Origin of the sequence: Glutamicibacter sp. M10 (assembly GCF_025452055.1) — a bacterium.
In the GTDB taxonomy this organism is placed as follows: domain Bacteria; phylum Actinomycetota; class Actinomycetes; order Actinomycetales; family Micrococcaceae; genus Glutamicibacter.
The window spans coordinates 902424-923151 of the sequence record NZ_CP104918.1 but is presented as its reverse complement, the minus strand read 5'-3'; the positions used below and the strand labels follow the sequence as shown (position 1 = coordinate 923151).

Here is a 20728-nt window from a genome sequence, read left to right as displayed (position 1 = left end):
GCTATCCTCAAAGCTGATTCCATGTGCCAGTGCTTCACGGTCCGGCAATTGGAGGATTCATCGGTATGAGCGAGTGAGAATTATCCGGTATTCGTCACCAATCATGTCTTCGAGCTCCCTGCGAAGCTCTTCAGCTTCCACCCAATGCACTGGTTGGGTCCCGGGAAAGTAGTCCAGTGACTATGTGAGTACTCGTGTCCGACAATGGACACAGGAGGAATCACAGAAACAATGGCACGCAGACACACACCAGACCAGGTCATCGCTAAAGTCCGCCAAGGACAGAAGATGCTCAATGAAGGCCACCCGATGATCGAGGTCATCAAGGAACTTCAGATCACCGAAGCGACCTGGTACCGCTGGATCAACCAGTACGGGTCCGAGAAAAACGCTGAAGCCAGCAAACGTACCAAAGAGCTGGAAAAGGAAAACGCCCGCCTGAAGAAGCTGCTAGCCGATCAGATGCTCGCCAACGACATCTTGACCGAGGTAGCTAAGGGAAAATTCTAAACCCTGAACCACGCCGCCGTGCCGTACGGATGGCGATGGAAAAATTCGGGGCATCCGAACGCTTCGCATGCCAAGTTCTGGGCCAGAACCGTTCTGCGCTGCGTAAGAAGAAATCACCGATGAGCTTTGACGAAGCGCAGCTGAGGGCCGATTTGCGCGCCGTCGCGTCCGACTATCCGGTCTGGGGCTGGCGCAAGGCCCGCTGGCATCTATTGAGCACTGAACGACGGGCAGGCACAGCCTTGAACAGCAAGCGTGTCCGACGGTTGTGGCGCGAGGAAGGCTTGGTCTGTAAGCCCAAGCGTCGAAAGAAGCGCCGTACCGGCCCAGATGCCGGGGAGCAGAAGCGACTGATCGCAACGTATCCAATGCATGTGCTCAGTTTCGACTTTCAGTCGGATGTCACCTCCTGCGGACGTCACTTCCGCTTTTTCAATGTCATTGATGAGTACACGAGAACAGCATTGGCGATTATTCCGCGGCGGTCTTTCAAGGCTGAGGACGTGGTGGCAGTTTTGGAAGGGATCATCGCCGAGACAGGGACCCAACCAACATTCGTGCGGTGTGATGACGGGCCTGAATTCACTGCCGGTGCGTTGGTGAACTGGTGCAACACTGTTGGAGTTTCTACTGCGTTCATTGATCCGGGTTCGCCTTGGCAGAACGGTTTTATTGAGTCGTTTAATGCGCAGTTCCGACGTGAACAACTCTCCGGAGAAATCATGGACACCATGGCGGAGGCGAGATATTTGGCTGATGAATGGAAGGACATTTACAATCAGGAACGTCCCCATGGCTCCTTGGATGGGTCGACGCCGTCCCGTTTTTGGGATGAATGGGTCAGAGAGAATCAGTTAGCTATCGCATAGTTGCTGGGCTGCTCAAAGGGACCCAACCAGTGGTAATTGCCATACCGCCTCCTAGTGGTACTAGATATGGTACGACTTTAGTTATTCTCTCAGACCATCTTCAAGAATGAAGCGACGAGCTGAGCAAAGCTGGAGATATCCTGAACGAATGGCACAGTCTTTTCTACAGTACGTAAAATTCAGGCATGGAAATCAACAACCTAGCACCCTTCGACGCAGTCATCCTCATGTCCTTCGGCGGACCGGAGAAAGATAAAGATGTTCTTCCGTTTCTCCAGAATGTCACTGCGGGACGAGGCATCCCCGATGAGCGACTAGTCGAAGTAGGTGAACACTATTACGGGTTCGGCGGAAAGTCCCCCATCAACGACCAGAACCGCCAGCTACTAGAAGCCCTACGTCAAGAGTTCGAACAACGTGGAATCACGACGCCAGTATTGTGGGGCAACCGCAACTGGGATCCTTATCTCACAGACACCGTGCGCGACTTCGCCAAAAGGACGCGAGGGTCGCGATTCCTTGCTATCGACACTTCCGCATATTCTTGCTACTCCTCGTGCCGCCAGTATCGCGAAGATTTCGCCCACACCCAAAATGTGCTAGCTCAAGAAGGTATCGAGGTATCTTTCGAGAAGATCCGCCAATACTATAACCATCCGGGCTTTGCTTATGCGGAATTGGATTGCGTGCATCGCGGGCTCACAGACTTGATCCAGAAAGTCGGGGTCTTGGATCCGCAGAAGCACAGCTTGCTCTATGTCACCCATTCGATCCCTCTAGCAATGCAAGAAGCCTCGGAGCGTCAGACTGTTGGGTATCGGGAGCAGCATCTGCAGCTGATCGAATGGATCAATCAAGAACTGGGAGAAAAGCAACCGTTGAATGCTGAGCTTGTTTTTTGTTCTCGTTCTGGTTCGCCGCGAACTCCGTGGTTGGAGCCTGATATCAATGATCGACTTGAGGAGCTCGCTAGCTCAGGGGTGGAAGGTGTGGTCGTTGTTCCGTTGGGATTCGTATCCGATCATATGGAAGTAAAATACGATCTTGATACCGAGGCAGCACAGACTGCCAAAGATCTTGGACTTGATTATGTGCGGGCCGCGACTGTTGGGGTTGACCCGATATTTGTGTCGGGGCTTGTCGATGCTACCTTGGAGCGGGCGGCTCAATATCGCGGGGAAACGGTCGATTCTCCGTCGGTCACTCCCGAAGGTCCGTTGAGCCCAGGGAGTGGTTCCTGTTCTACGACTTGCTGCATGGGAAGGGATCAGAAGCCGACAACACCTAGCTGGGATTCCTTACCGGCAAGCCACAGATCTTAGCAACCCGAAGGGTACCTGCGAATTCGAGATTTGTGAGATTTGAAGACACTACACGCCCTAAATCTTGATGGCGTGGCACGTAGCTTCATGGAAGGAAGAGCCTGAAAGAATCAACCAAATAAAGATGGCGGAATGGGCTCACAGCCCATCCCGCCACTCTTCATAGAATTACTAGGCGTGCTTAGCGCACCTGAATCTCGGTAGCCTGAGGACCCTTAGGGCCAGCTTCAAGCTTGTATTCAACGGTTTGGCCTTCTTCAAGGTTCTTGAAGCCGAAACTCTGGATCGCACTGTAGTGTGCGAAAACGTCTGCGGATCCGTCTGAAGGAGCGATGAAGCCGAAGCCCTTTTCGGAGTTGAACCATTTTACAGTGCCAGTAGCCATGTGTATTCCTAAATCTTAACCAGCGAGTAAACGATGGTTTGAGCATGTGCCGCCTAAGCGGCACGAAGTAAGTCTGTGATGCATCGAATGATTCTTCATCAAGCCAGATTAGCCTCTACGTTCTGGACATCGATTTTGAGTCCGGACGTAAAGAAATATCAATGCAGATGCATGTGTTAGCGGTAGTACCCTTGGGCCCCGCACCGGTGGCAGAACTTGCCATCATCAACGACTCGGCACTCGATCACTGCGCGGGTTTCGGTGATGTGCTGGCCGGTGGCGGTCAGTCCGAGGTCTTGAAGGCCGCAGAATGCCGTCAACTCCGGGGTGCAGTAGGTAGCATTGAGCATGGCCGGGAGCTTTCGACGGTGGTTGTGTAGGAACTTTCATTCTCGTGAAGCTCCCGGCCTTGTCCATGCCGTGACACGCTACCTGATGCCCGGGATCTGTTGAGGTTCTTACACCTTAGATTGCGAAGAGCCTCTAAAGCGCCTTGGATCAACTGTGCATAATGCCCGGATGAAATCCTGCGTCACTCTATCCTGACCGAGGCGGGCCCCTTTCCTGCCAGGATCCTTCTAGGCCATGAACCACCAAACTGAAAGTGATAGCAACACCGATCCTTACTATCACTTTGGAGGGACCCATGACTGGCTCTCATGACGCCTAACCGGCTTTCAGGTTCCCTCTGCTGAAGTACCAAAAGCATTTCTGGAGGCCTTCAAATCCACACATCTGCTCCAATGCTGAAATCATCGACGGCGATCAATTGCTTTTAAGCAAATGAAAAACTCCCCAAAAGTTGGACTGACTGTTCATGTGGCAGTCCACCTTTTGAGGAGTAGTTCAAGGGTGGCTTTGTCTAATCACTGTTAGACGTTTTGCAGGTTAGTTCTCCCAGAATGGGTAGTCGATGTAACCCTTTGGACCTTCGGTGTAGAAGGTCGCAAAGTCTGGTTCGTTCAAAGGTAGCTGTTCCTTCCAACGACGGACCAAGTCCGGGTTGGCAATTGCTGGACGTCCAACAACTACAGCGTCTCCCCAACCTTCACCAGCAACGCGTGCCGCTTCTTCATAGGTGGTGATCTCTGCGAAGCCGGTGTTCAGCAGGACTGGACCACCGAAGGACTTACGCAGCGATTGAACTAGCTCGCCGGCTGGATCGTGGTGCAGGATGCTCAAGTTCGCTAGGTTCAGCGGAGCAATACCTTCCAACAGTGCGGTGTAAGTCGCCAACACGTCCTCGCGGTCATTTTCCACGGCGCCCTGCACGTTGTGCTCTGGCGAAATACGCAGGGCGGTCTTGCCAGCGCCAATTGCTTCAGCAACAGCGGTAACTACCTCGATGACAAAGCGGGCACGGTTTTCAGGTGATCCGCCGTAGTTGTCCGTACGAGTGTTAGCCGATGGGGCCAAGAACTCGTGCAGTAGGTAACCGTTGGCTCCGTGAAGTTCTACGCCATCAAAGCCGGCAGCGATTGCGTTGCGTGAGCCGGTGACAAATTCCTCGATGATGGCTGGTAGCTCATCGGTAGTTGGTGCCACTGGCACTGGGTAGTCATATTTGCCGGTGTAGGTGCGGGTCTGTCCCTCAATTGCGATGGCGCTTGGGCCAACAACGTGGTCAACGCCGGTGGTCTCTGGGTGGGTTACACGTCCTGCGTGCATGACCTGAGCGACAATGAGTCCGCCTTCGGCGTGCACTGCATCGGTGACCTTCTTCCAGCCGGCAATCTGTTCTTCGGTAACCAGACCTGGCTGGCGCACAAACCCCTGGCCAACAAAGCTTGGGTAGGTGCCTTCGCTGACAATCAGGCCGAGGGTTGCGCGCTGACGGTAGTACTCAACAACGTCATCGTTTGGCACGCCGTCTACACCGGAACGCGAGCGGGTCAGTGGTGCCATGACCAAACGGTTAGAGAGCTTGAGGTCGCCAAGGGTTAGCGGGGAAAACAGATCCATGCGTGGAACTCCTTAAGTGGAATTGGAAAATTGCAGTTGCTTGGTGCAACCAAGGCAACCGCTGAGGTATTCCACTTGTGGTTAAAAATTGAGTTGACTCACGTTTGGTTGACAGCGAAGCCCCTAAGAGTGCCAACCTCATGGGAAGGCACAACAACGCTAGAGTTCCGCTAGTTCATCACGTGGACGCGGTCGGCAGTTCTTTGCATGAACTGCTCATCATGAGAAGACAGGACCACGGCTCCCCCACGTTCCAGCACCGAGTTAATGACTTCCTGAAGGATTGTCTCGCCAGCTTCATCCAAGGCTTCCGTTGGTTCATCTAGAAGCAGGATCTGCGGTTCGCGGACCAACACGGTGGCCAGAGCAACAAGCCTGCGGGCAGAAGCTGGCAGCTCGTACGGATGTGTATCACCAAAGTGTTCTAGACCCAGTTGGGCAAGAACCTCCGGGACGCGTTTGCGCAGAGGACTCTTCTTTGGAATTCCAAAGGACACCTCTCGAAGAACTGTGCGTTCAAAGAGTTGATCAGAAGAATTCTGCAGCAATAGCCCAGTTTGTCCAACGGTGTCCAGCGTTCCTGTTGTGGGTTTCAGCAATCCGGCCATAGCTTTGAGCACGGTTGTTTTGCCTGAACCATTGGCTCCGGCCAGACCCAGGCATTGCCCCGCACGCACCTGGAGATCAAGATCTTGGACTGCAGGGCGAGCAGCTCCAGGGTATGCCAATTGCACTGAAGCCATGTTCAGCAGCACGCGAGAATCGTCCGACGCCGGCTGACGCTCAACCTTCGAGGTTTTCGCCTGGTGTTGTTGATCCACAGTTGAAAGTCGTTGGAGAGTCCCCTGTTCTAAGGACCAAAGAGCGTCTGCTTCATGAGACCAGAAGTGTACTGAATCGGCAAGGACCACCAAGGCAGTTCCTTGAGCGCGCAAAAGATTGATCATCTGCGAAACCAACGCAGTAGCCTGCTTATCTAAGCCAGCCAGAGGCTCATCAAGAACTAGGACTTCTGGTTCACTGATGGCCAATGCGGCCATCGCAACAAGTCGTTCTTGTCCGCCAGAGAGCTGTTGCGGGTGGCGGTCTAGTAGATGCTCCAAACCAAGCCGCTGGGCAAGTGCAGTGACCAGTTGATGCATCTGCTCACGGGGCATCCCTTGATTTTCTAGGCAGAAGACCAGTTCCTCAGAAACTGTCCCGCGAATCCCGGATAGGTAGTGCCCTGCTTCCTGAGGCAGTAGACCTACATGCTTTGACCATTGCGCGATATCAACGCGAGGCTGCAACGAATCAGAAAACTCAACCTTCGTGCCGTTCACACTGACACTGCCGACAAGCTGATCCATGTCATAACGCGGAAGCAGGCCAGCCAAGACGGCGCCCAACGTTGATTTCCCGGAACCTGAATGACCGGAAATAACAGTCAAAGAACCTGGCTGAATTTCTAGACGAATATCGCTCAGGACGGAGCTCTGTGCGTGCAAATATGTGTAGCTGTGCAGGTCCAGACCGAGGACGGTGGTCGACTGTGCGGAGAGATTACGGTCCATCATTAGTTAATCCCAAACCAGGTGGGAGCCAAGATCATGACTGGACCAAGCACCGCGCAGATCACAGCAGCCCAGCGGATTCCGCGTTGGACCGAAGTATCTGGAACTTCGCGCAAGCGGGTGCGAACTCCAGTGGCTGGGAATCCCCGGGCGGATAAGTGGACGGCTCGGTCTTGAGCGTCTTGCATAGAAGTCAGCACCAACGGCACAGCCCGTAACCGCACCCGCTGAAACCATCCTGTCAGGCCCGTACCAATGCCCGCATTGCGAAGAGTCTGGGCTTCACCAATCTGCCGTTGTTTCTCAGTCATCTGCGGCAGCAAGAACAATGTCGCCGCCAGCAGATAGCCCACCTGAGGTGGCACGGGTGATAGATCAATCGCTGCCACCAGCTGATGCTTATCAATGAGTAGCCCGCACAGCAGACCCACCACCACGAGTACTGCGGTACGCAGCCCTAAAGACAACGCCACTTCAAGTCCATGAACAGTAACCCGCAGTGGTCCCCACTGTGCAACAGCAGGCGACGGGACTCGGGGATTAATCCATGAATCAACAACAGAGAAAGGAACGTTGGTAGCAACATGGCACCGCTGAGCAATGCCAGTTTTTTGGTGTGCCCCGCCCATCCCGTGATGAGAAAGCACAGTCCAATGACGGCGCAACTCAACCACCATTGGCTTGCTGCGGTAGTCATAGTTACGACTGCCACGGCAATAGCCAGAATGGTAAACGGATGAAGCTTATTTGAGCGGGGCATGGAGTTTTCGCTTACTTGCTGACGCGCTTTCCCAAGACCCGGTAGCGACGAACAAAGGCGAAGCTACCGCTCAGACGCTTTGGCAATGCGTAAACCAAGAGAGCTGCAACCAAGAAGACCACTGCTTTATCCCCTGGGTCAGAAATCAAGGCCTGCTTGGTGACTGCGGAGAGCAGTGAATCACCCATAGAGCTGAAGGCAGCAACCAAGGCACCGGTGCCAACGCCGGAGGTTCCACCGTAAACAAAGGTAGCTACCGGCGAAGAGACCACACCAACTAGTACACCGGCAACAAGGCCAGCAATCGGAGCCAGGTAGACACGACGCAGCGCACCGTATCGCGCTGCGGTTCCGGCAAGGAATCCTACAAGGGCCGCTCCTGCTGCGAAAGGCAAGACAGTTGGCGCGAACAGGGACCAAACCAAAGTGCTCAATACACCGGTGGCCGCACCGGCGCGGCGGCCAGCCAAGAAGCCAACGATGACAGTACCGATGGAGTCAATGTAGAGGGGAATCATGACCGAGCCAACAAACTGACCAAGAATGATATTCAGTGCCAAGGCGACTGGGATCAAGGTCAGGGTTGAGACTGGAAGATCAGGCAATACAGCAAGCAAAAGAAGAACAGCAGAGATGAGGTAAGCAGCGAAAGTACCAAGGGCAACGCCCTGTCCCAGTCCCTCGACGATTCCCATTGGCTGGGTAATGATCAAGGTCAGATAGGTGGCAACGAGGATTACGGTTCCTGCGACAGCCATGAGCCGGCGGCGAAGAGTTTGCGACGAAGTTTCTTCGGGCAACAGAAGATTTGATGACATGATGGGGCAGTCCTGAGGTACGGGTATGACTGCGCACCAAAGGTCGTACTGGCGCGCGCGAGCTGCGGGTCTATGTCACCTCGACCCAGTAGACAATTCTAGCCCACCACACTCAGCGTTCAGGAGTCTTAGTTCAGTTTCCGGGCCAAGGTACCAAGCCGTTTCACCAGTTCCGCAAAGCCAGCTTCTGGATCATTTCTTGAGACCACGTGCGCATTTGCTGGTTTGCCCCAAAGACCTCTGAAGTCAGCAACGGTGGTTCCAAACAGTAATTGTGATTCTGTCTCAACATCAATGGTTGCTGGACGCGTTTCGTAATCCAAGGTTCCTGCAGCAACACCGGCGGCGAAGTAGTCGTGTACGTGAGCGATATAGCCCTGGTCATAGTGACGGTGGAATTCAAAGTAAAAGCGCAATGCATCCGAGAGGTAGCGTACCAGTGGATTTGATGCTTTGCTTAGCGTTCCTTCAACATCGCTTGGCTGAACCAGTTCGGGCTCTGCGCATCCGGCTTCTTCGGCAAGCTTGGTCAGAAATTCAGGCTGCATCTCAAAGCGTTCGGTGGTGTCCAAGGAACAGAGAATGGGAAGTTTTTCAGATTCAAGGCCTTGCTCAGCAGCAGCGGTGTAGGCGGCAAAAACTTCTTTGGCAGCGTGCGGATCCACGTGGGTGTTCCACTCTGCGGTGGGTGTGGTGTTGCCTTGGTAGTAGAAGGCGCCACCCATGATCACTACTTTGCGAAGAAGCCAAGGAAGTCTTGGTTCACGTCGGAGAGCCAACGCGAAGTTGGTCAGAGGCGCAGTCAGCATAACGGTTAGCTCACCGGGGTTCGCGCGGGCCGCTTGAATCCAGTAATCAACGGCATCGTTGTTCGCCAGCGAATCAGGACCAGGAGCTGGAAGAGTCGCGTAACCGACGCCCTGAGGGCCATGCGTTTCCGGAGTTGTCACCAACGGAATGTCAAGTGGCTTTCGCGCACCAATGAGCACCGGAACATCAGGCTTGCTGCAGAGCTTGAGGAGTGCGCGGTTGTTGGCCGCGACCTGCTCAACATCGACGTTGCCCGGAGTACTGGTGATGGCTCGGATATGCACGTGGTCGAGCGAGCAAAGATATGCCAAGGCTAAGGCATCGTCGATGCCGGTGTCGCAGTCGATAAGAAGACGGATCAAATCGTCTTTCGTTCCCGGCGCACCCGCGTAGTTGGTCAGAGCCAAGGTCCCTTCGTTCTCATCACCCAATCGCGTTTGAAACTTGTCGTTTCTACCTGCTTCTGTATTACGTGAGGTCATTGTTCGGACTTAGATAGTCGTACAACGCGCGGTCGATGGCCTCTTCAAAATGCAAGTCCATGATGACTACGTCCAGCGGCACGCCGTCCTTGTCGGGCATCTGCGCTTGCTGTGCATTTCTTGAGTCCGCCTTGCCGAGATAGAAGAACTCAGTACCTTCAGCATCGTCTTTCTTAACGAAGATATGAAGGTCCACTTCATTATTGACGATGCGGCGAACCTCATCACTGCGCAACGTACGACGTGATCTCGTGAACCACCTCAGGTGAGACGGGTCCACTAATTCGTCTTGGTAGGCCGTACTAGCCGAGATGTCGTCAGACTTGTGGAGAGTCACGAAAATCGGACAGGTCTTTGAATCCATGTCGACCTTGTACCCGTACAAAGTTGAAGTCCACTTTCGCGGGACACCCAACAGTCTCGTGACCTCTTTACGCGAGTATTGACCGCCGACGATGAACGGACTGCCGCCGACATACCGGTCGCTGACCAAAGCCAAACCTGTTTGGATAAGGTCGTCGACCTCCTCGGTGAAGGATCCATGGGTGCGGTACGCATGGATGAAACCCGGGTTAGCCGAAACGGTTTCATTCTCAATTGAGGCTAGTTGAGTTCCGTACCGGGTCTGGTCCACCTGAGCGTGATTAGCCAGGTTCAGAGTCTCAACCGCGCTGCGCATTTCACGCTCGGTGGTTTCCACGCCATACTCACGCAGAGCCATCTTGAATTGGTTCAGCGTAATTGATTCGTGTGTAAGCAGTTCTCGCACCAGGACGAACTCGTGGACTCGTTTCGCGGTTAGCACTTCGTGTGAAAGCAGCGACAAGGCTCTCAGCTCATCCCGATCAAGATCATGATCGATCCGAAGGAGACTTTTCACGAGAGTCGGATAGTTTTCCTTTTTCGTCGCGAGCAATACTGGGTCTACGGACTCAAAGCGATAGAAGTCGAACAGCCGAGGCGATTGCCCAACACGATTCTGCATTGCTTGCATTGAACTACGTAGCTTTTGAATGCTGTCCAAGACAGTCGTGCGGATAGAGTCTAGGACTCTTTGCTGAGCGATCTTATCGAAACGGACACTCGACAGACCTGCCATCACTCCGGCTTGCTCTGTTGCGATCAGCTTTTCCTTCAGAGACTCCTTGTTCAACGATTCATCGCCAAACAAGGCGATGGGAATCATGTAGTTATTCGCGTAATTACCAATGAAGTCAATAACAACCAGATAGTCCTTCATTGGCGCCTTGCGAAGGCCTCGACCAAGCTGCTGAACGAAGACAATCGCTGACTGCGTTTGTCGGAGCATGACCACTTGATTCACGGTCGGGATGTCCACGCCTTCGTTGAAGATATCCACGGTGAGTATGTAATCGAGTTCGCCAGCTTCCAGCTGCGCAACGACCTGTTCCCGGCGTTCAATCGAATCGTCGCCGCTCAGATTCAAAGTCCTCAGCGTCTTTCCGCGTAGTTGTTGCTGGTTCAGTGCGGCTGACAAAGCGTTGGATTCATCTTTTCGAGAACAGAAAATCAGTCCCTTTGGTGCAACGCCCGCTTGCCCGTACTTGGTCAATGCATCGACTACGTGGTGTACACGTTCCGGAGTCACCAAATGTGAAAGATCTTCGGAACTGTCACGCACCGATTCATCGTCTAGAGTCACATCTGCAATTCCGTAATAGTGGAACGGGCTCAGCATGTTCTCTTCCAGAGCATGGCTCAGGCGAATCTCATAGGGAACGTTGTAGTCAAAAAACTCGAATACGTTGAAGCCATCGCTGCGTTCTGGGGTTGCAGTCAATCCGAGCAGGAACGACGGTTCCAGGTGAGCCAAGACTTTCTTGTAGGTCGGCGAACCGACACGATGAGCTTCATCGACAATCACATAGTCAAAGGCATCAGACTCGATAGTTTGGAGTACTGAATCTTGAGATAACGTCTGAACCGTCGCAAAAACATATTTTCGGTCGCTTTGCTTGGCTGCGCCGGCGAGCTTGCCGAACTGTTGGGCATCTCCGCCAATGACGCGTCGATACTCCTTGATCGTCTTGTCTAGAATTTGTTCGCGGTGAACAACAAACAGGAATCGTTCAGGATGGGCGGCTCGCACTTCAAGAGCAGACAGAATTGTCTTTCCCGTGCCCGTCGCCGAAATTACGATTGCCTTGGATTCGCCGCTTAGTCGAACCGCTTCCAGGGCTTTGAGCGCTTCAGACTGCATCTGGTTGGGAAAAATCGGCATGAGCTGGTCGGCCCAATTGACGTCGCCACCCAGTCCAGTGGATTCGGAAAGTCCTGCGGCAACTTCGTCGATGAGTTGCTCGTCTGCTTGTTTCAGTTTTCTGGCAATCTCTATCTTTTTGCGCGGTGGAGGCGGCGTGTACTGCTCAGCATAAAGATCAATCCAGTCCTGGCTCAGCGACACTGAATCGGCAAGTTGGTTACCAGCCAGTTCAGCTAGCTGACCTGCTAAGTCACTATCGGTCGCCGCAGTAACCTTCAAATTCCACTCATGGTTCTTGACGATGGCGTTGCCCGTGAGGTTCGAGCTTCCAATCATCGCCGTGACTACGTCAGTCGACTTAAAAATGTAGCCTTTCGGATGGAAGGCATCAGCGCTATGAATTCGGACGTCAATGCCGAGTGCTTCCAGGTTCAACAGCTCGCTAAATGCTGCGGGCGAATTGAACCCCAAGTAGTCCGAGGTGATTATTGTGCCGTGGCCAGAAAACTCCACCAATTCTTGTTTGAGCATGGCGATTGCGTTGGGAGTTACGAAAGCTACAGAGAAAATGAACTCGTCGCATCGAGCTAGTTCTTCTCGGAGAATACGCAGAACAGTATTGCCGTCAGCGTTTAGAACCACCCGTGGGTGATGATGGCGGCGAGATTGCCTCGCTCCATCCAGAAATCCATAGGTGACATCGCCAGAAAGACCGACCGCGAACGAGATATCGGGGTTGGATGACATCATGCAGCCTGAATAATCTCTACAGCTGGGATATCAGCTGGGGCCCACTCAAGTGTGGAGAGCTCATCTCGCTTGAGCCACTTTGCGTCTTCGTGTTCGGTGAGCTGCGGTTCACCGTCGACTAGCTCGCAGTAGAAAGTCGTAAGGGTGACGATCCCAAAGTCATATTCGTAAGTTGTGCTGGTGACCTCGTCAGCTACCGTAACGGTGCAAAGTAGTTCTTCTTGAATTTCGCGTTCAAGGGCTTGTCGAGGAGTTTCACCGGATTCGATCTTGCCGCCCGGGAACTCCCACATTCCGCCGAGGCTGCCGCCAAGGCCACGCTGCGCGCAGAGAATTTCGTCGTTCCGAACAATTACTGCCCCGACAACATTGATCTGTTTCTTCAACCCAATCCCCCATTGACGTCTCTTTTGATCAGAACCTTCCGCTACTTGCGATCATATCGGGCGAGAAGGACAGATTGCGGACTGCGCGTGAATTGGTGTCGTCCGTCGATACCGCCACCAGCCCTGGTCGTCATTTACACCTTCGCAAAATGAAAAGGCCACGCTTGTTTTCCCGAATGAATAAGGAAGCGTGGCCTCTACCTGATAGGAGCGATTACCCCTCGACGCGCTGCACCTTACCTACCAAGAACACGTAGGAAAGAATGCCAACCGCCGCAATGACCGTCATGTAGATGAAGGCCGGACCGAAGTCAGTTGCCGAGACCAGCAGGCCAATCACGATTGGGGTGGCAATCGAGGACAGGTTGCCGATGAAGTTGAACATGCCACCGGTCAATCCAATCAGGCGCGACGGTGCCAGCGCAGAAACCAGCGACCAGGTAATCGATGCCAGACCATTACCGAAGAAAGCAATGGACATGAACGTGATAACCAGAGCAGTGCTGTCGGTGAAGATGGCACCGATCATGCTCATGGAGAGCAACAGCCCGGTAATGATTGGTAGCTTTCGAGAAGTCCCCAGACTTACTCCACGCTTGAGCATGAAGTCAGAGAGAACACCACTAATCAATACACCCACCAACGCTGCAACAAACGGAAGCGACGTTAAGAAACCAGTCTTGATGTAGTCCATGTGGCGGTAGGTCACCAAGTAGGTTGGGAACCAGGTCAAGAAGAACCACAAGGTAGAGGTCAAGCAGAACTGACCAATGTAGATGCCCCAGAGCTTGCGTCGGCCCAGCACCAGAGCGAAGTCTGCTTTGCTCAGTTTCGCAGCAGGCGCCTTGGCCTGCGAGCTGCCCAAATCTACCAGTCCGCCACCCTCTCGGATGTACTGCAGTTCAGCAGCGTTGGTCCGCTTTGAGTCCACCGGATTGCGGTACATGAAGAACCAGATCAAGCCCCACACGATGCCAACAGCGCCGGTGACAACAAAGACCCAGTGCCAGGTCAGTGCATGCTGCAACCACAGCAGAACTGGGGTCAGCAACGCAAGACCAATGAACTGGCCCGAGGTGTAGAAGCCAATAGCTGTGGCGCGTTCACGCTCTGGGAACCAAGCAGTGACTACCTTGTTATTGATTGGGTACGCAGGTGCTTCAAAACCACCAACGGCCAAACGCAAAACGATCAAGGCAACGAAGCTTCCAGCCATGCCCATAAAGATGGTCGCTACGGACCAGAGCACGAGGCAGATTGGGTACAGCAGGCGGGGCTGTACCCGGTCTACCAACCATCCGCCAGGCAGCTGCATGGCGGCGTAGGTCCAGCCAAAGGCGGAGAGCAGCAGACCTTGCTGTGCAGTATCGAGACCGAATTCCTCGGAGATCAATGGAGCTGCAACCGAAAGGTTTGAACGGTCCATGTAGTTGATGACTACGGTTAGGAACAACATCAACGCTACGGCGTAGCGCATCTTTGTTGCTTTGTCAGTGCTCTTAAGTGTGGCAGCTGACGACACTGTCGACTGAGACATTCGATTTACCATTCTGCGAAGGATCCGTCCTTGTGACGCCAAATTGGGTTGCGCCAGCGGTGACCTTCAGCTGCGCGTTCAATGACGTACTCTTCATTTACATCAACACCCAGACCCGGGCCGTCAGGGATAGCGACCATGCCATCCTCGTAGGCGAAGACCGACGGATCATTGACGTAATCAAGGAGATCGTTGGATTTGTTGTAATGGATTCCCAGGGATTGTTCCTGGATAAAGGCGTTGTACGCGCCGGCGTCAATCTGCAGGTTTGCTGCCAGAGCGATTGGGCCTAGTGGGCAGTGCAACGCTACGGCCACGTCATAGGCTTCAGCCATGGCCGCGATCTTGCGCGCTTCGGTGATGCCACCGCAGTGCGAAGGATCCGGCTGAATAATATCTACTGCCCCACTGGCCAGAACATCCTTGAAGTCCCAGCGTGAGAAGAGGCGTTCACCCAAGGCAATAGGAGTGCTGGAGTTACGCAGCGGTTCCAGCATTGAGTTCACGTTTTCGCTGAGCACTGGCTCTTCAATGAACATCAGCTTGTAGGGTTCTAGTTCTTTGAGCAGGACCTTGGCCATAGGCTTGTGGACTCGGCCGTGGAAGTCGACGCCGATACCTACGTTCTCACCTACGGCATCACGAACTGCCTGAACGTTTTCCAAGCAGCCCTGGACCTTGTCCCAGGTATCGATGTACTGAAGTTCTTCGGTACCGTTCATTTTCACCGCGGTGAAGCCACGATCAACAGCGGCCTTCGCTGCGGCAGCGGTGTCCGAGGGGCGGTCGCCACCAATCCATGAATACACACGGATCTTGTCGCGGACTTTGCCACCCAGCAGCTCGTAGGCAGGAACACCAAGTGCCTTGCCCTTGATGTCCCACAGCGCCTGGTCGATACCGGCCAGCGCACTCATCATGATTCCGCCACCGCGGTAGAAACCGCCACGGTACATCACGGTCCACAGGTCCTCGATGTTTCGTGGATCCTGGCCAATGAGGTAATCAGAAAGTTCTTCCACAGCCGCAGCTACGGTTGATGCACGACCTTCAAGAACTGGTTCTCCCCAGCCGGAAATTCCCTCGTCGGTTTCGATCTTCAGGAAGAGCCAACGTGGTGGCACCATGTAAGTGGTCAGTTTGGTGATTTTCATGCAGACATCCTCATCTCATGGATCGTTTGGTAAGCGTGGACAATCTTGTCCGCTCTGGTTTTCAAATCTTCTAGGCTTCGTCCCGCTTTGTAGAGCGAGGAGCCAATACCAAATCCGGTGGCACCGGCTTCAACCCATTGCTGCATGTTCTCCTCGGTAATACCGCCTACTGGTATCAGGCGAATCTCTTTGGGGAGCACTGCGGTCCAGGCTTTGAAGCCCGCCAAGCCAACTTGCTCGGCCGGGAAAATCTTTACGTTTGTGGCGCCAGCTTCGATGGCGTCAAAGGCATTGCTCGGAGTCGCGGCTCCGGGGAATGATTCCATCCGTAGTGCCACGGTTTCGGCGATGACCGCGACGTTGGTGTTTGGCGAAACGATGATCTGTGCGCCCGCATCGTGGCAAGCGCGAACCTGATCCACGGTGAGTACGGTCCCGGCACCAACAACGGCGTCCGCAGGAAGTGTGCGGCGCAAGATTTCGATACTCTTCAGTGGCTGTGGTGAATTGAGCGGTACTTCTAAAGAGCGAAAACCACTGGCATAGAGGCATTCACCGACGGCCTGCGCTTCAGCCGGGTCAAGGCCACGCAAGATGGCGACAAGCCCTGAGGGACGCAACGAGGATGGATCTTCATTCACGGTGTGAGCCTTTCTATAAGAGTTGTTGGCGAGATAAATGACTTAGATCGAGGTGGTCTGAAACATGCCGAGCGCACTGGCCACGGCCCAGACTCCACGAGGCGCGGTGCCCTGAAGTGCGCGGACTTCGGTGACACCAAAGATCTTCAGTGCCCGTGTGTATCTGGCGCTAAGTTCTTCGTTGCCGCAGATGGTCAGCGCTGGAAGTGCTGAGTCTTGCCAGGCGCCAAGTACCGACCTAATTTCGGCACCAATCATCAATCCGGACAGATAGTCACTGACTTCGGTTTGCTCTAAACGTCCGGTGAGTACCAAGGTGCGCGCCGAGAACGACGTCAGCATGAGGTCCGCATCCCCATTAGAAGATTTGGAGATGTTCACCCCACGTTCAAAGGCATCCCAGCTCACTGAGTCTGTTGGCTTGATTAGTTTGGACAAGATGGACTGGGTGCTGAGTAACCCGAAGGTCTCCCCCGTCATGGAGGTCGAGAATCCGGTGATTGTCCGCCCTTGAACTGTGGCCCACTTTGAGTGGGTGCCGGGTAGCAAGAAGAGCTGCTCCGCCGCATTATCTACAGCTGCATCACCAAGCTCGATTGCGCCGAGAATCTGAGTCTCTTCTCCACGCATGACATCGGGAAGTTCTCTGAGGTCTAGGACGCCGGGAATGATGTGCATTCGTCGGTTCTCGGCAATCTGGACCGAGGCTAGTTCAAAGGTGGGGTCTGCCACGGTGGCGGGCACCTGACGGTAGGTTGCTTCAACCCAGCCCTGCTGGCTGCCAATCATTCCGCAGGCAATGACGGGGATCTGCGGATAGTCTTCCAGCCAGTTATCGCATAGTTCGGCCAGGGCCTGCTCGAATGCTTTATTCAGTGTCAGGGACTGTTCTTTAGCTCGTGCCGCGACCTGCATGATTCCTAGAGCTGCACTTCGTTCGGCCACAATGCTCGCGTCGTTGCCCATGAGGTAGGCACGTGCGGAGGTGGTTCCCCAGTCAAGGGCAATCAGCTGGGCTTCGGCGATGTTTGTCATAACTCCTGTTTCATCTCGTGCACTGCACGAGCTCACTTGAATGTGGTCCCATTCACATGTGAATATTCTCTGAGTCATCCCAATACTTCAAAGAGCGTTGCATATAGTGGGATACAGGATCTTGTTGATTATCAAACCAAGGGGACGTCAATGGCACTCGAAGCTGAACTCAAAGACGAAAATTCAGTTGACTCTCCGCCCGCCGGCACCCTCACACTTGCACGCGGACTAGACATTTTGCGTGCTGTTGGGCGCGGTGCAACTAACCTCAATGAAGTTTCAGCTGAAGCGAACATTGGCAAAAGCGCCGCCCAGCGCATGGTGAAGCTCTTGGTGCAGCGCGGATTCCTGCGCAGCACCCATGGCACTGATTTCAGTTTGGGCCCAGCGCTCATTGAGCTGGGTTTCCATGCGCTCTACCAAAGCCCAGTTCCAGTCATTGCCAAACCAATCCTTGAAGAGTTGGCCCGCAAATATCAGGACACCGTGCACCTAGCAGTGGAAGACGAAGCGCAGGTGCTCTATGTAGACAAAGTTCCCGGAACTCGTGGCGCACAGATGCGCTCTCGGGTAGGTCAACGAATGCCACTAAGCCGCACCGGCATTGGCAAGGCGTTGCTGTTAGACACCCCGGACAGGTGGGAATCAACCTTCGATTCGGAGTCCCCCATCGAGCAAGCACCGCACCAAACTAAGGCAGCCTTCCTCAAGCGCATGAAGTCCTACGCCAAAGAAGGTATCGCCTTGGATCTGGAAGACAATGAACCTGGAATCCGTTGCGTGGCTGCGCCAATTCGTGATGGCAGTGGAAAAATCATTGCCGCCATCAGCATGTCGGCCACCAATCCATATATGCCGGATGAACGCATGAAGGCACTGAAGACGGTCATGGGAACTACCGCAGCGCAAATTTCGCGCAAGCTGGGATATTCGGGCAAGACCTTCTAATCGTGCTCGTCGCTCACGGCGTAAAGCGGTACCCCATACCCAATTCGGTCAGGAAGTAGCAGGGGTTGGAAGGCTCAGGTTCCAGCTTGGTGCGCAGCTGCGACATATACACACGCAGATAATTCGCTTCTTCACCGTATTCGGGACCCCAGACCGTGGTGAGCAGCTCGCTACCGCCGATCAGCCGATGCGGGTTGCTGGCTAGCACTTCCAGCACTCGCCATTCCAAACGGGTCAACCGCACCGCTCCGCCATTAACGCTCACCGAGTGGCTGGATAGATCAATGCGCAGCCGACCGTCCGAGGTTTCCACGACGGCCTGTCCCGGGTCCGGAAGTGCACGGCGCAGTGCTGCACGCAATCGTGCCAACAGCTCATCCATGGCAAAGGGCTTGGTAATAAAGTCATCCGCTCCCCGGTCCAGGGCATCTACCTTGCTGTGGGACTCGTGCCGGGCGGAGACGACAATAATTGGCACACTTGACCAGCCACGGATTCCGTCAATAACATCTCCGCCTTCAAGATCGGGTAACCCCAGATCCAGCAGGATCACGTCCGGGTGCGCGTCCGCAGCCAACTGCAGGCATTGGAGTCCGGTGGCTGCATGCAGTGCGCGGTAGCCTCGGGCCTTGAGGTTCACCAGCAGGGCACGAGCGATCTGCGGATCATCCTCCACGATCAATACAGTGGTGGTCATGTTCTGTCCTCGAATATCGGCAGGATGAAGACCATCGTGGCTCCCCCGCCCTCAGTATCTTGTGCTTGGACGTCTCCGTCCATGCCGGCGGCCAGGCCTCGGGCTACGGCCAATCCCAGCCCTAGGCCGGTGGTGTTATCCCTATCGCCATGCCGCTGGAAGGGGCGGAAGATCCGGTCTTTTTCTTCCTGCGGCACCCCGGCCCCATGGTCGATGACCTGAATACGTACGTCGGTGGAGGTGGGGACCGCGCGCAGCTGCAACGGGCTCTCCCCGCCATAGCGCACCGCATTTTCCAGCAGGTTGGCCAACACTCGCACGGCCAGTCCGTAGTCTGCACTGACCGGTGGGCAGTCTGGGGGAATTTGCACCTGCAGGTGTGCCGGACGAATCTGCCCGGCCAGATCGCGCACGGCCGAAGCCACCAGATCCTCAACTTGGATCCGGCTACGGTGCACCACCAGCTCGCCGGCCTGGATCCGGCTCATGCTCAGCAGATCCTCGATTCGTTCGCTGAGCTGGTCGGCCGACTCCTCAATGGTGGCCAACAGGTCCGAGGTGTCTTCCTCACTCAGCACCACATCCTGCATCCGCAGACTGGAGGCCGAAGCCTTGATCCCCGACAACGGAGTGCGCAGATCATGGGAGACCGCGGCGAGCAATGCGGTGCGCATGGCATTACCGGCGGCCAGTTCTCGGGACTGCAAACGCGCCTCGGCGAGCGCCCGATGTTGCAGCACTGCGGCGATGCGCCCAGCAAAGGCCTCAAAGATTCCCTGATCCGAGGCTTCACGCGGAATGCCATCGATCAACAGCAGATGTTCTGCATCTACCGTGATGGCGTAGTCGCTGGTCTCTGCCTTCGCAGGCGCTACTCCAGCCGATGCCACGGTGACCGGAGTCGGCGAGGACTCACTACCCCGCCGAACCAGTGCGGCCCCGCGCAGCTGGTAGGAACGGCAGAGCCACTCGAGCAGTGCCGGAACGCGCAGCCCTTCGCGGATCACCCCGCCGGATAATTCAAAGAGCGTGTCCGCCTGGTGCCGGGCTTGGCCGGCCTCGGCGGTGCGCCGTGCTTCGATGTCCACCACCCGTGCCACGCCGGCCGCGACCAGCAAGAAAAGACTCAGCGCCACGACATTGAATGGCTCATGGATATGCAATTGCCCCGTCGGTGGGGTGAAGAACCAGTTCAGGATGGCGGTGCCCAGTAAGGCCGTTGCCAGCGCTGGCCACCAGCCTCCCAACAGGGCTACAAAGACCACCAGTGTGAGCTGGCTAAGGAAGATCAAGGTCAGCAGTTCGCTTTCACTGCCGCCCAGTAGAAAACCGCTGGCTAGCAAGGGTGGTCCGCAAGCGGCTAAGAGCCAGCCCAGCAGTCGCCGGGTGCCGTTAAGCCGTTGGCGTTTCTGGAAAACATCACGCATGGCCCTTCCTTCGCTACCTGGCAGTGCGGGACTGGGAATGATCATGATGCTGGGATCAGCCGGTGCGGTGGCCTGCTGTGCCAGCCTCAGGGACAGCTGATCGCGCATCCGCCGGCGTCCAGAGCCTGGGAGCTGGGCTCCGATGACCAGGTGCGTGGCTTGTGTGCTTCGGGCGAATCCCAGTAGCGCTTCGCTGATGTCTTGGCCCAGCACCATATGCCAGGTGGCCCCGGCGCTTTCCGCGGCCGTGCGCAATCTGGCAAGCTCTGCTTCTTGGCCTGCTTGATTTGCACCTATGCCGCGTTGTGGAACATGGACCGCCATTACCTCAGCCCCTTGCATCTGCACGGCCTCGTGCAGTGCGCGGCGCAGCAGGGACTCGGACCCGGCACGGCCCGACAGCGCGACGATCAGAAGCGGGTGGACCTGTGGCCCGGTGTTCGACACGTCCATGATGC

At 55.0% G+C, this 20728-nt stretch carries 18 protein-coding genes; 3 read left to right on the top strand and 15 right to left on the bottom strand.

What is annotated here, in order from left to right; genetic code table 11:
* Positions 1-231: 231 nt before the first annotated feature.
* Both N6V40_RS04530 and N6V40_RS04525 read left to right on the top strand, forming a co-directional pair.
* Positions 232-1379 (top strand): IS3 family transposase gene (locus tag N6V40_RS04530; RefSeq protein ID WP_262199178.1). Its coding sequence is split into 2 segments (ribosomal slippage): positions 232-505 and positions 505-1379, totalling 1149 coding nucleotides; the frame shifts between segments, so codons are not numbered across the junction.
* 185 nt (positions 1380-1564) lie between these two features.
* On the top strand, positions 1565-2701 hold the full coding sequence (locus tag N6V40_RS04525; RefSeq protein WP_131089370.1) for a ferrochelatase: 1137 nt from the start codon (positions 1565-1567) through the stop codon (positions 2699-2701).
* A gap of 181 nt (positions 2702-2882) precedes the next feature.
* Here the strand turns inward: N6V40_RS04525 and N6V40_RS04520 are convergent, their stop codons facing one another.
* From N6V40_RS04520 to N6V40_RS04460, 13 genes are all read right to left on the bottom strand, one after another.
* Positions 2883-3086 carry a cold-shock protein gene (locus N6V40_RS04520; protein WP_131089371.1) on the bottom strand — a complete coding sequence of 68 codons (204 nt, stop codon included), beginning with the start codon at positions 3084-3086 and terminating at the stop codon, positions 2883-2885.
* 176 nt (positions 3087-3262) lie between these two features.
* Positions 3263-3436 carry a hypothetical protein gene (locus N6V40_RS04515; RefSeq protein WP_165477308.1) on the bottom strand — a complete coding sequence of 58 codons (174 nt, stop codon included), beginning with the start codon at positions 3434-3436 and terminating at the stop codon, positions 3263-3265.
* 538 nt (positions 3437-3974) lie between these two features.
* Positions 3975-5048: an alkene reductase gene (locus tag N6V40_RS04510; RefSeq protein ID WP_131089372.1), complete on the bottom strand. Its 1074-nt coding sequence runs from the start codon at positions 5046-5048 to the stop codon at positions 3975-3977.
* A gap of 170 nt (positions 5049-5218) precedes the next feature.
* Entirely contained in the window at positions 5219-6604 is a 1386-nt protein-coding gene (locus tag N6V40_RS04505) for an ABC transporter ATP-binding protein (RefSeq protein WP_131089373.1), read from the bottom strand.
* The gene (locus N6V40_RS04500) at positions 6604-7278 is read right to left on the bottom strand and encodes an energy-coupling factor transporter transmembrane component T family protein (RefSeq protein WP_262199174.1); all 675 of its coding nucleotides are present in this window, start codon (positions 7276-7278) and stop codon (positions 6604-6606) included. The genes N6V40_RS04505 and N6V40_RS04500 overlap by 1 nt, the downstream gene beginning before the upstream one ends.
* Positions 7279-7372: 94 nt before the next feature.
* On the bottom strand, positions 7373-8179 hold the full coding sequence (locus tag N6V40_RS04495) for an ECF transporter S component (protein WP_165477309.1): 807 nt from the start codon (positions 8177-8179) through the stop codon (positions 7373-7375).
* Positions 8180-8307: 128 nt separating this feature from the next.
* The gene (locus N6V40_RS04490) at positions 8308-9396 is read right to left on the bottom strand and encodes a nucleoside hydrolase (protein ID WP_396268358.1); all 1089 of its coding nucleotides are present in this window, start codon (positions 9394-9396) and stop codon (positions 8308-8310) included.
* Between the two features lie 61 nt (positions 9397-9457).
* The gene (locus N6V40_RS04485) at positions 9458-12445 is read right to left on the bottom strand and encodes a DEAD/DEAH box helicase (RefSeq protein WP_131089376.1); all 2988 of its coding nucleotides are present in this window, start codon (positions 12443-12445) and stop codon (positions 9458-9460) included.
* Positions 12442-12831 (bottom strand): (deoxy)nucleoside triphosphate pyrophosphohydrolase, encoded by a 390-nt coding sequence (locus tag N6V40_RS04480; RefSeq protein WP_131089377.1) that lies wholly within the window; start codon positions 12829-12831, stop codon positions 12442-12444. The genes N6V40_RS04485 and N6V40_RS04480 overlap by 4 nt, the downstream gene beginning before the upstream one ends.
* A gap of 214 nt (positions 12832-13045) precedes the next feature.
* Positions 13046-14368: an MFS transporter gene (locus tag N6V40_RS04475; RefSeq protein WP_131089378.1), complete on the bottom strand. Its 1323-nt coding sequence runs from the start codon at positions 14366-14368 to the stop codon at positions 13046-13048.
* A 5-nt stretch (positions 14369-14373) separates the two neighbouring features.
* A complete protein-coding gene (gene dgoD / locus N6V40_RS04470) occupies positions 14374-15522 on the bottom strand; it encodes a galactonate dehydratase (RefSeq protein WP_131089379.1) in 1149 nt (382 codons plus the stop codon).
* A complete protein-coding gene (locus N6V40_RS04465; RefSeq protein WP_131089380.1) occupies positions 15519-16163 on the bottom strand; it encodes a 2-dehydro-3-deoxy-6-phosphogalactonate aldolase in 645 nt (214 codons plus the stop codon). The genes dgoD and N6V40_RS04465 overlap by 4 nt, the downstream gene beginning before the upstream one ends.
* 42 nt (positions 16164-16205) lie before the next feature.
* Positions 16206-17198 (bottom strand): 2-dehydro-3-deoxygalactonokinase, encoded by a 993-nt coding sequence (locus tag N6V40_RS04460; RefSeq protein ID WP_165477310.1) that lies wholly within the window; start codon positions 17196-17198, stop codon positions 16206-16208.
* 150 nt (positions 17199-17348) lie between these two features.
* Between N6V40_RS04460 and N6V40_RS04455 the strand changes: the two genes are divergently transcribed.
* Positions 17349-18146 carry an IclR family transcriptional regulator gene (locus N6V40_RS04455; protein ID WP_262199170.1) on the top strand — a complete coding sequence of 266 codons (798 nt, stop codon included), beginning with the start codon at positions 17349-17351 and terminating at the stop codon, positions 18144-18146.
* 13 nt (positions 18147-18159) lie between these two features.
* On the opposite strand, the gene N6V40_RS04450 is transcribed toward N6V40_RS04455, so the two are convergent.
* Both N6V40_RS04450 and N6V40_RS04445 read right to left on the bottom strand, forming a co-directional pair.
* Entirely contained in the window at positions 18160-18843 is a 684-nt protein-coding gene (locus N6V40_RS04450) for a response regulator (protein ID WP_262199169.1), read from the bottom strand.
* Entirely contained in the window at positions 18840-20723 is a 1884-nt protein-coding gene (locus N6V40_RS04445; protein WP_262199168.1) for an ATP-binding protein, read from the bottom strand. Before N6V40_RS04445 ends, N6V40_RS04450 begins: the two co-directional genes overlap by 4 nt.
* Positions 20724-20728 lie beyond the last annotated feature (5 nt).

Excerpts from the sequence above, each read along its gene's own strand:
- N6V40_RS04485 (WP_131089376.1), bottom strand. The coding sequence starts at position 12,445 with ATGATGTCATCCAACCCCGATATCTCGTTCGCGGTCGGTCTTTCTGGC.
- N6V40_RS04460 (WP_165477310.1), bottom strand. The coding sequence starts at position 17,198 with ATGACAAACATCGCCGAAGCCCAGCTGATTGCCCTTGACTGGGGAACC.
- N6V40_RS04510 (WP_131089372.1), bottom strand. The coding sequence starts at position 5,048 with ATGGATCTGTTTTCCCCGCTAACCCTTGGCGACCTCAAGCTCTCTAAC.
- dgoD (WP_131089379.1), bottom strand. The coding sequence starts at position 15,522 with ATGAAAATCACCAAACTGACCACTTACATGGTGCCACCACGTTGGCTC.
- N6V40_RS04525 (WP_131089370.1), top strand. The coding sequence starts at position 1,565 with ATGGAAATCAACAACCTAGCACCCTTCGACGCAGTCATCCTCATGTCC.
- N6V40_RS04505 (WP_131089373.1), bottom strand. The coding sequence starts at position 6,604 with ATGATGGACCGTAATCTCTCCGCACAGTCGACCACCGTCCTCGGTCTG.
- N6V40_RS04520 (WP_131089371.1), bottom strand. The coding sequence starts at position 3,086 with ATGGCTACTGGCACTGTAAAATGGTTCAACTCCGAAAAGGGCTTCGGC.
- N6V40_RS04475 (WP_131089378.1), bottom strand. The coding sequence starts at position 14,368 with ATGTCTCAGTCGACAGTGTCGTCAGCTGCCACACTTAAGAGCACTGAC.
- N6V40_RS04455 (WP_262199170.1), top strand. The coding sequence starts at position 17,349 with ATGGCACTCGAAGCTGAACTCAAAGACGAAAATTCAGTTGACTCTCCG.
- N6V40_RS04450 (WP_262199169.1), bottom strand. The coding sequence starts at position 18,843 with ATGACCACCACTGTATTGATCGTGGAGGATGATCCGCAGATCGCTCGT.
- N6V40_RS04445 (WP_262199168.1), bottom strand. The coding sequence starts at position 20,723 with ATGGACGTGTCGAACACCGGGCCACAGGTCCACCCGCTTCTGATCGTC.
- N6V40_RS04515 (WP_165477308.1), bottom strand. The coding sequence starts at position 3,436 with ATGCTCAATGCTACCTACTGCACCCCGGAGTTGACGGCATTCTGCGGC.
- N6V40_RS04500 (WP_262199174.1), bottom strand. The coding sequence starts at position 7,278 with ATGGTGGTTGAGTTGCGCCGTCATTGGACTGTGCTTTCTCATCACGGG.
- N6V40_RS04495 (WP_165477309.1), bottom strand. The coding sequence starts at position 8,179 with ATGTCATCAAATCTTCTGTTGCCCGAAGAAACTTCGTCGCAAACTCTT.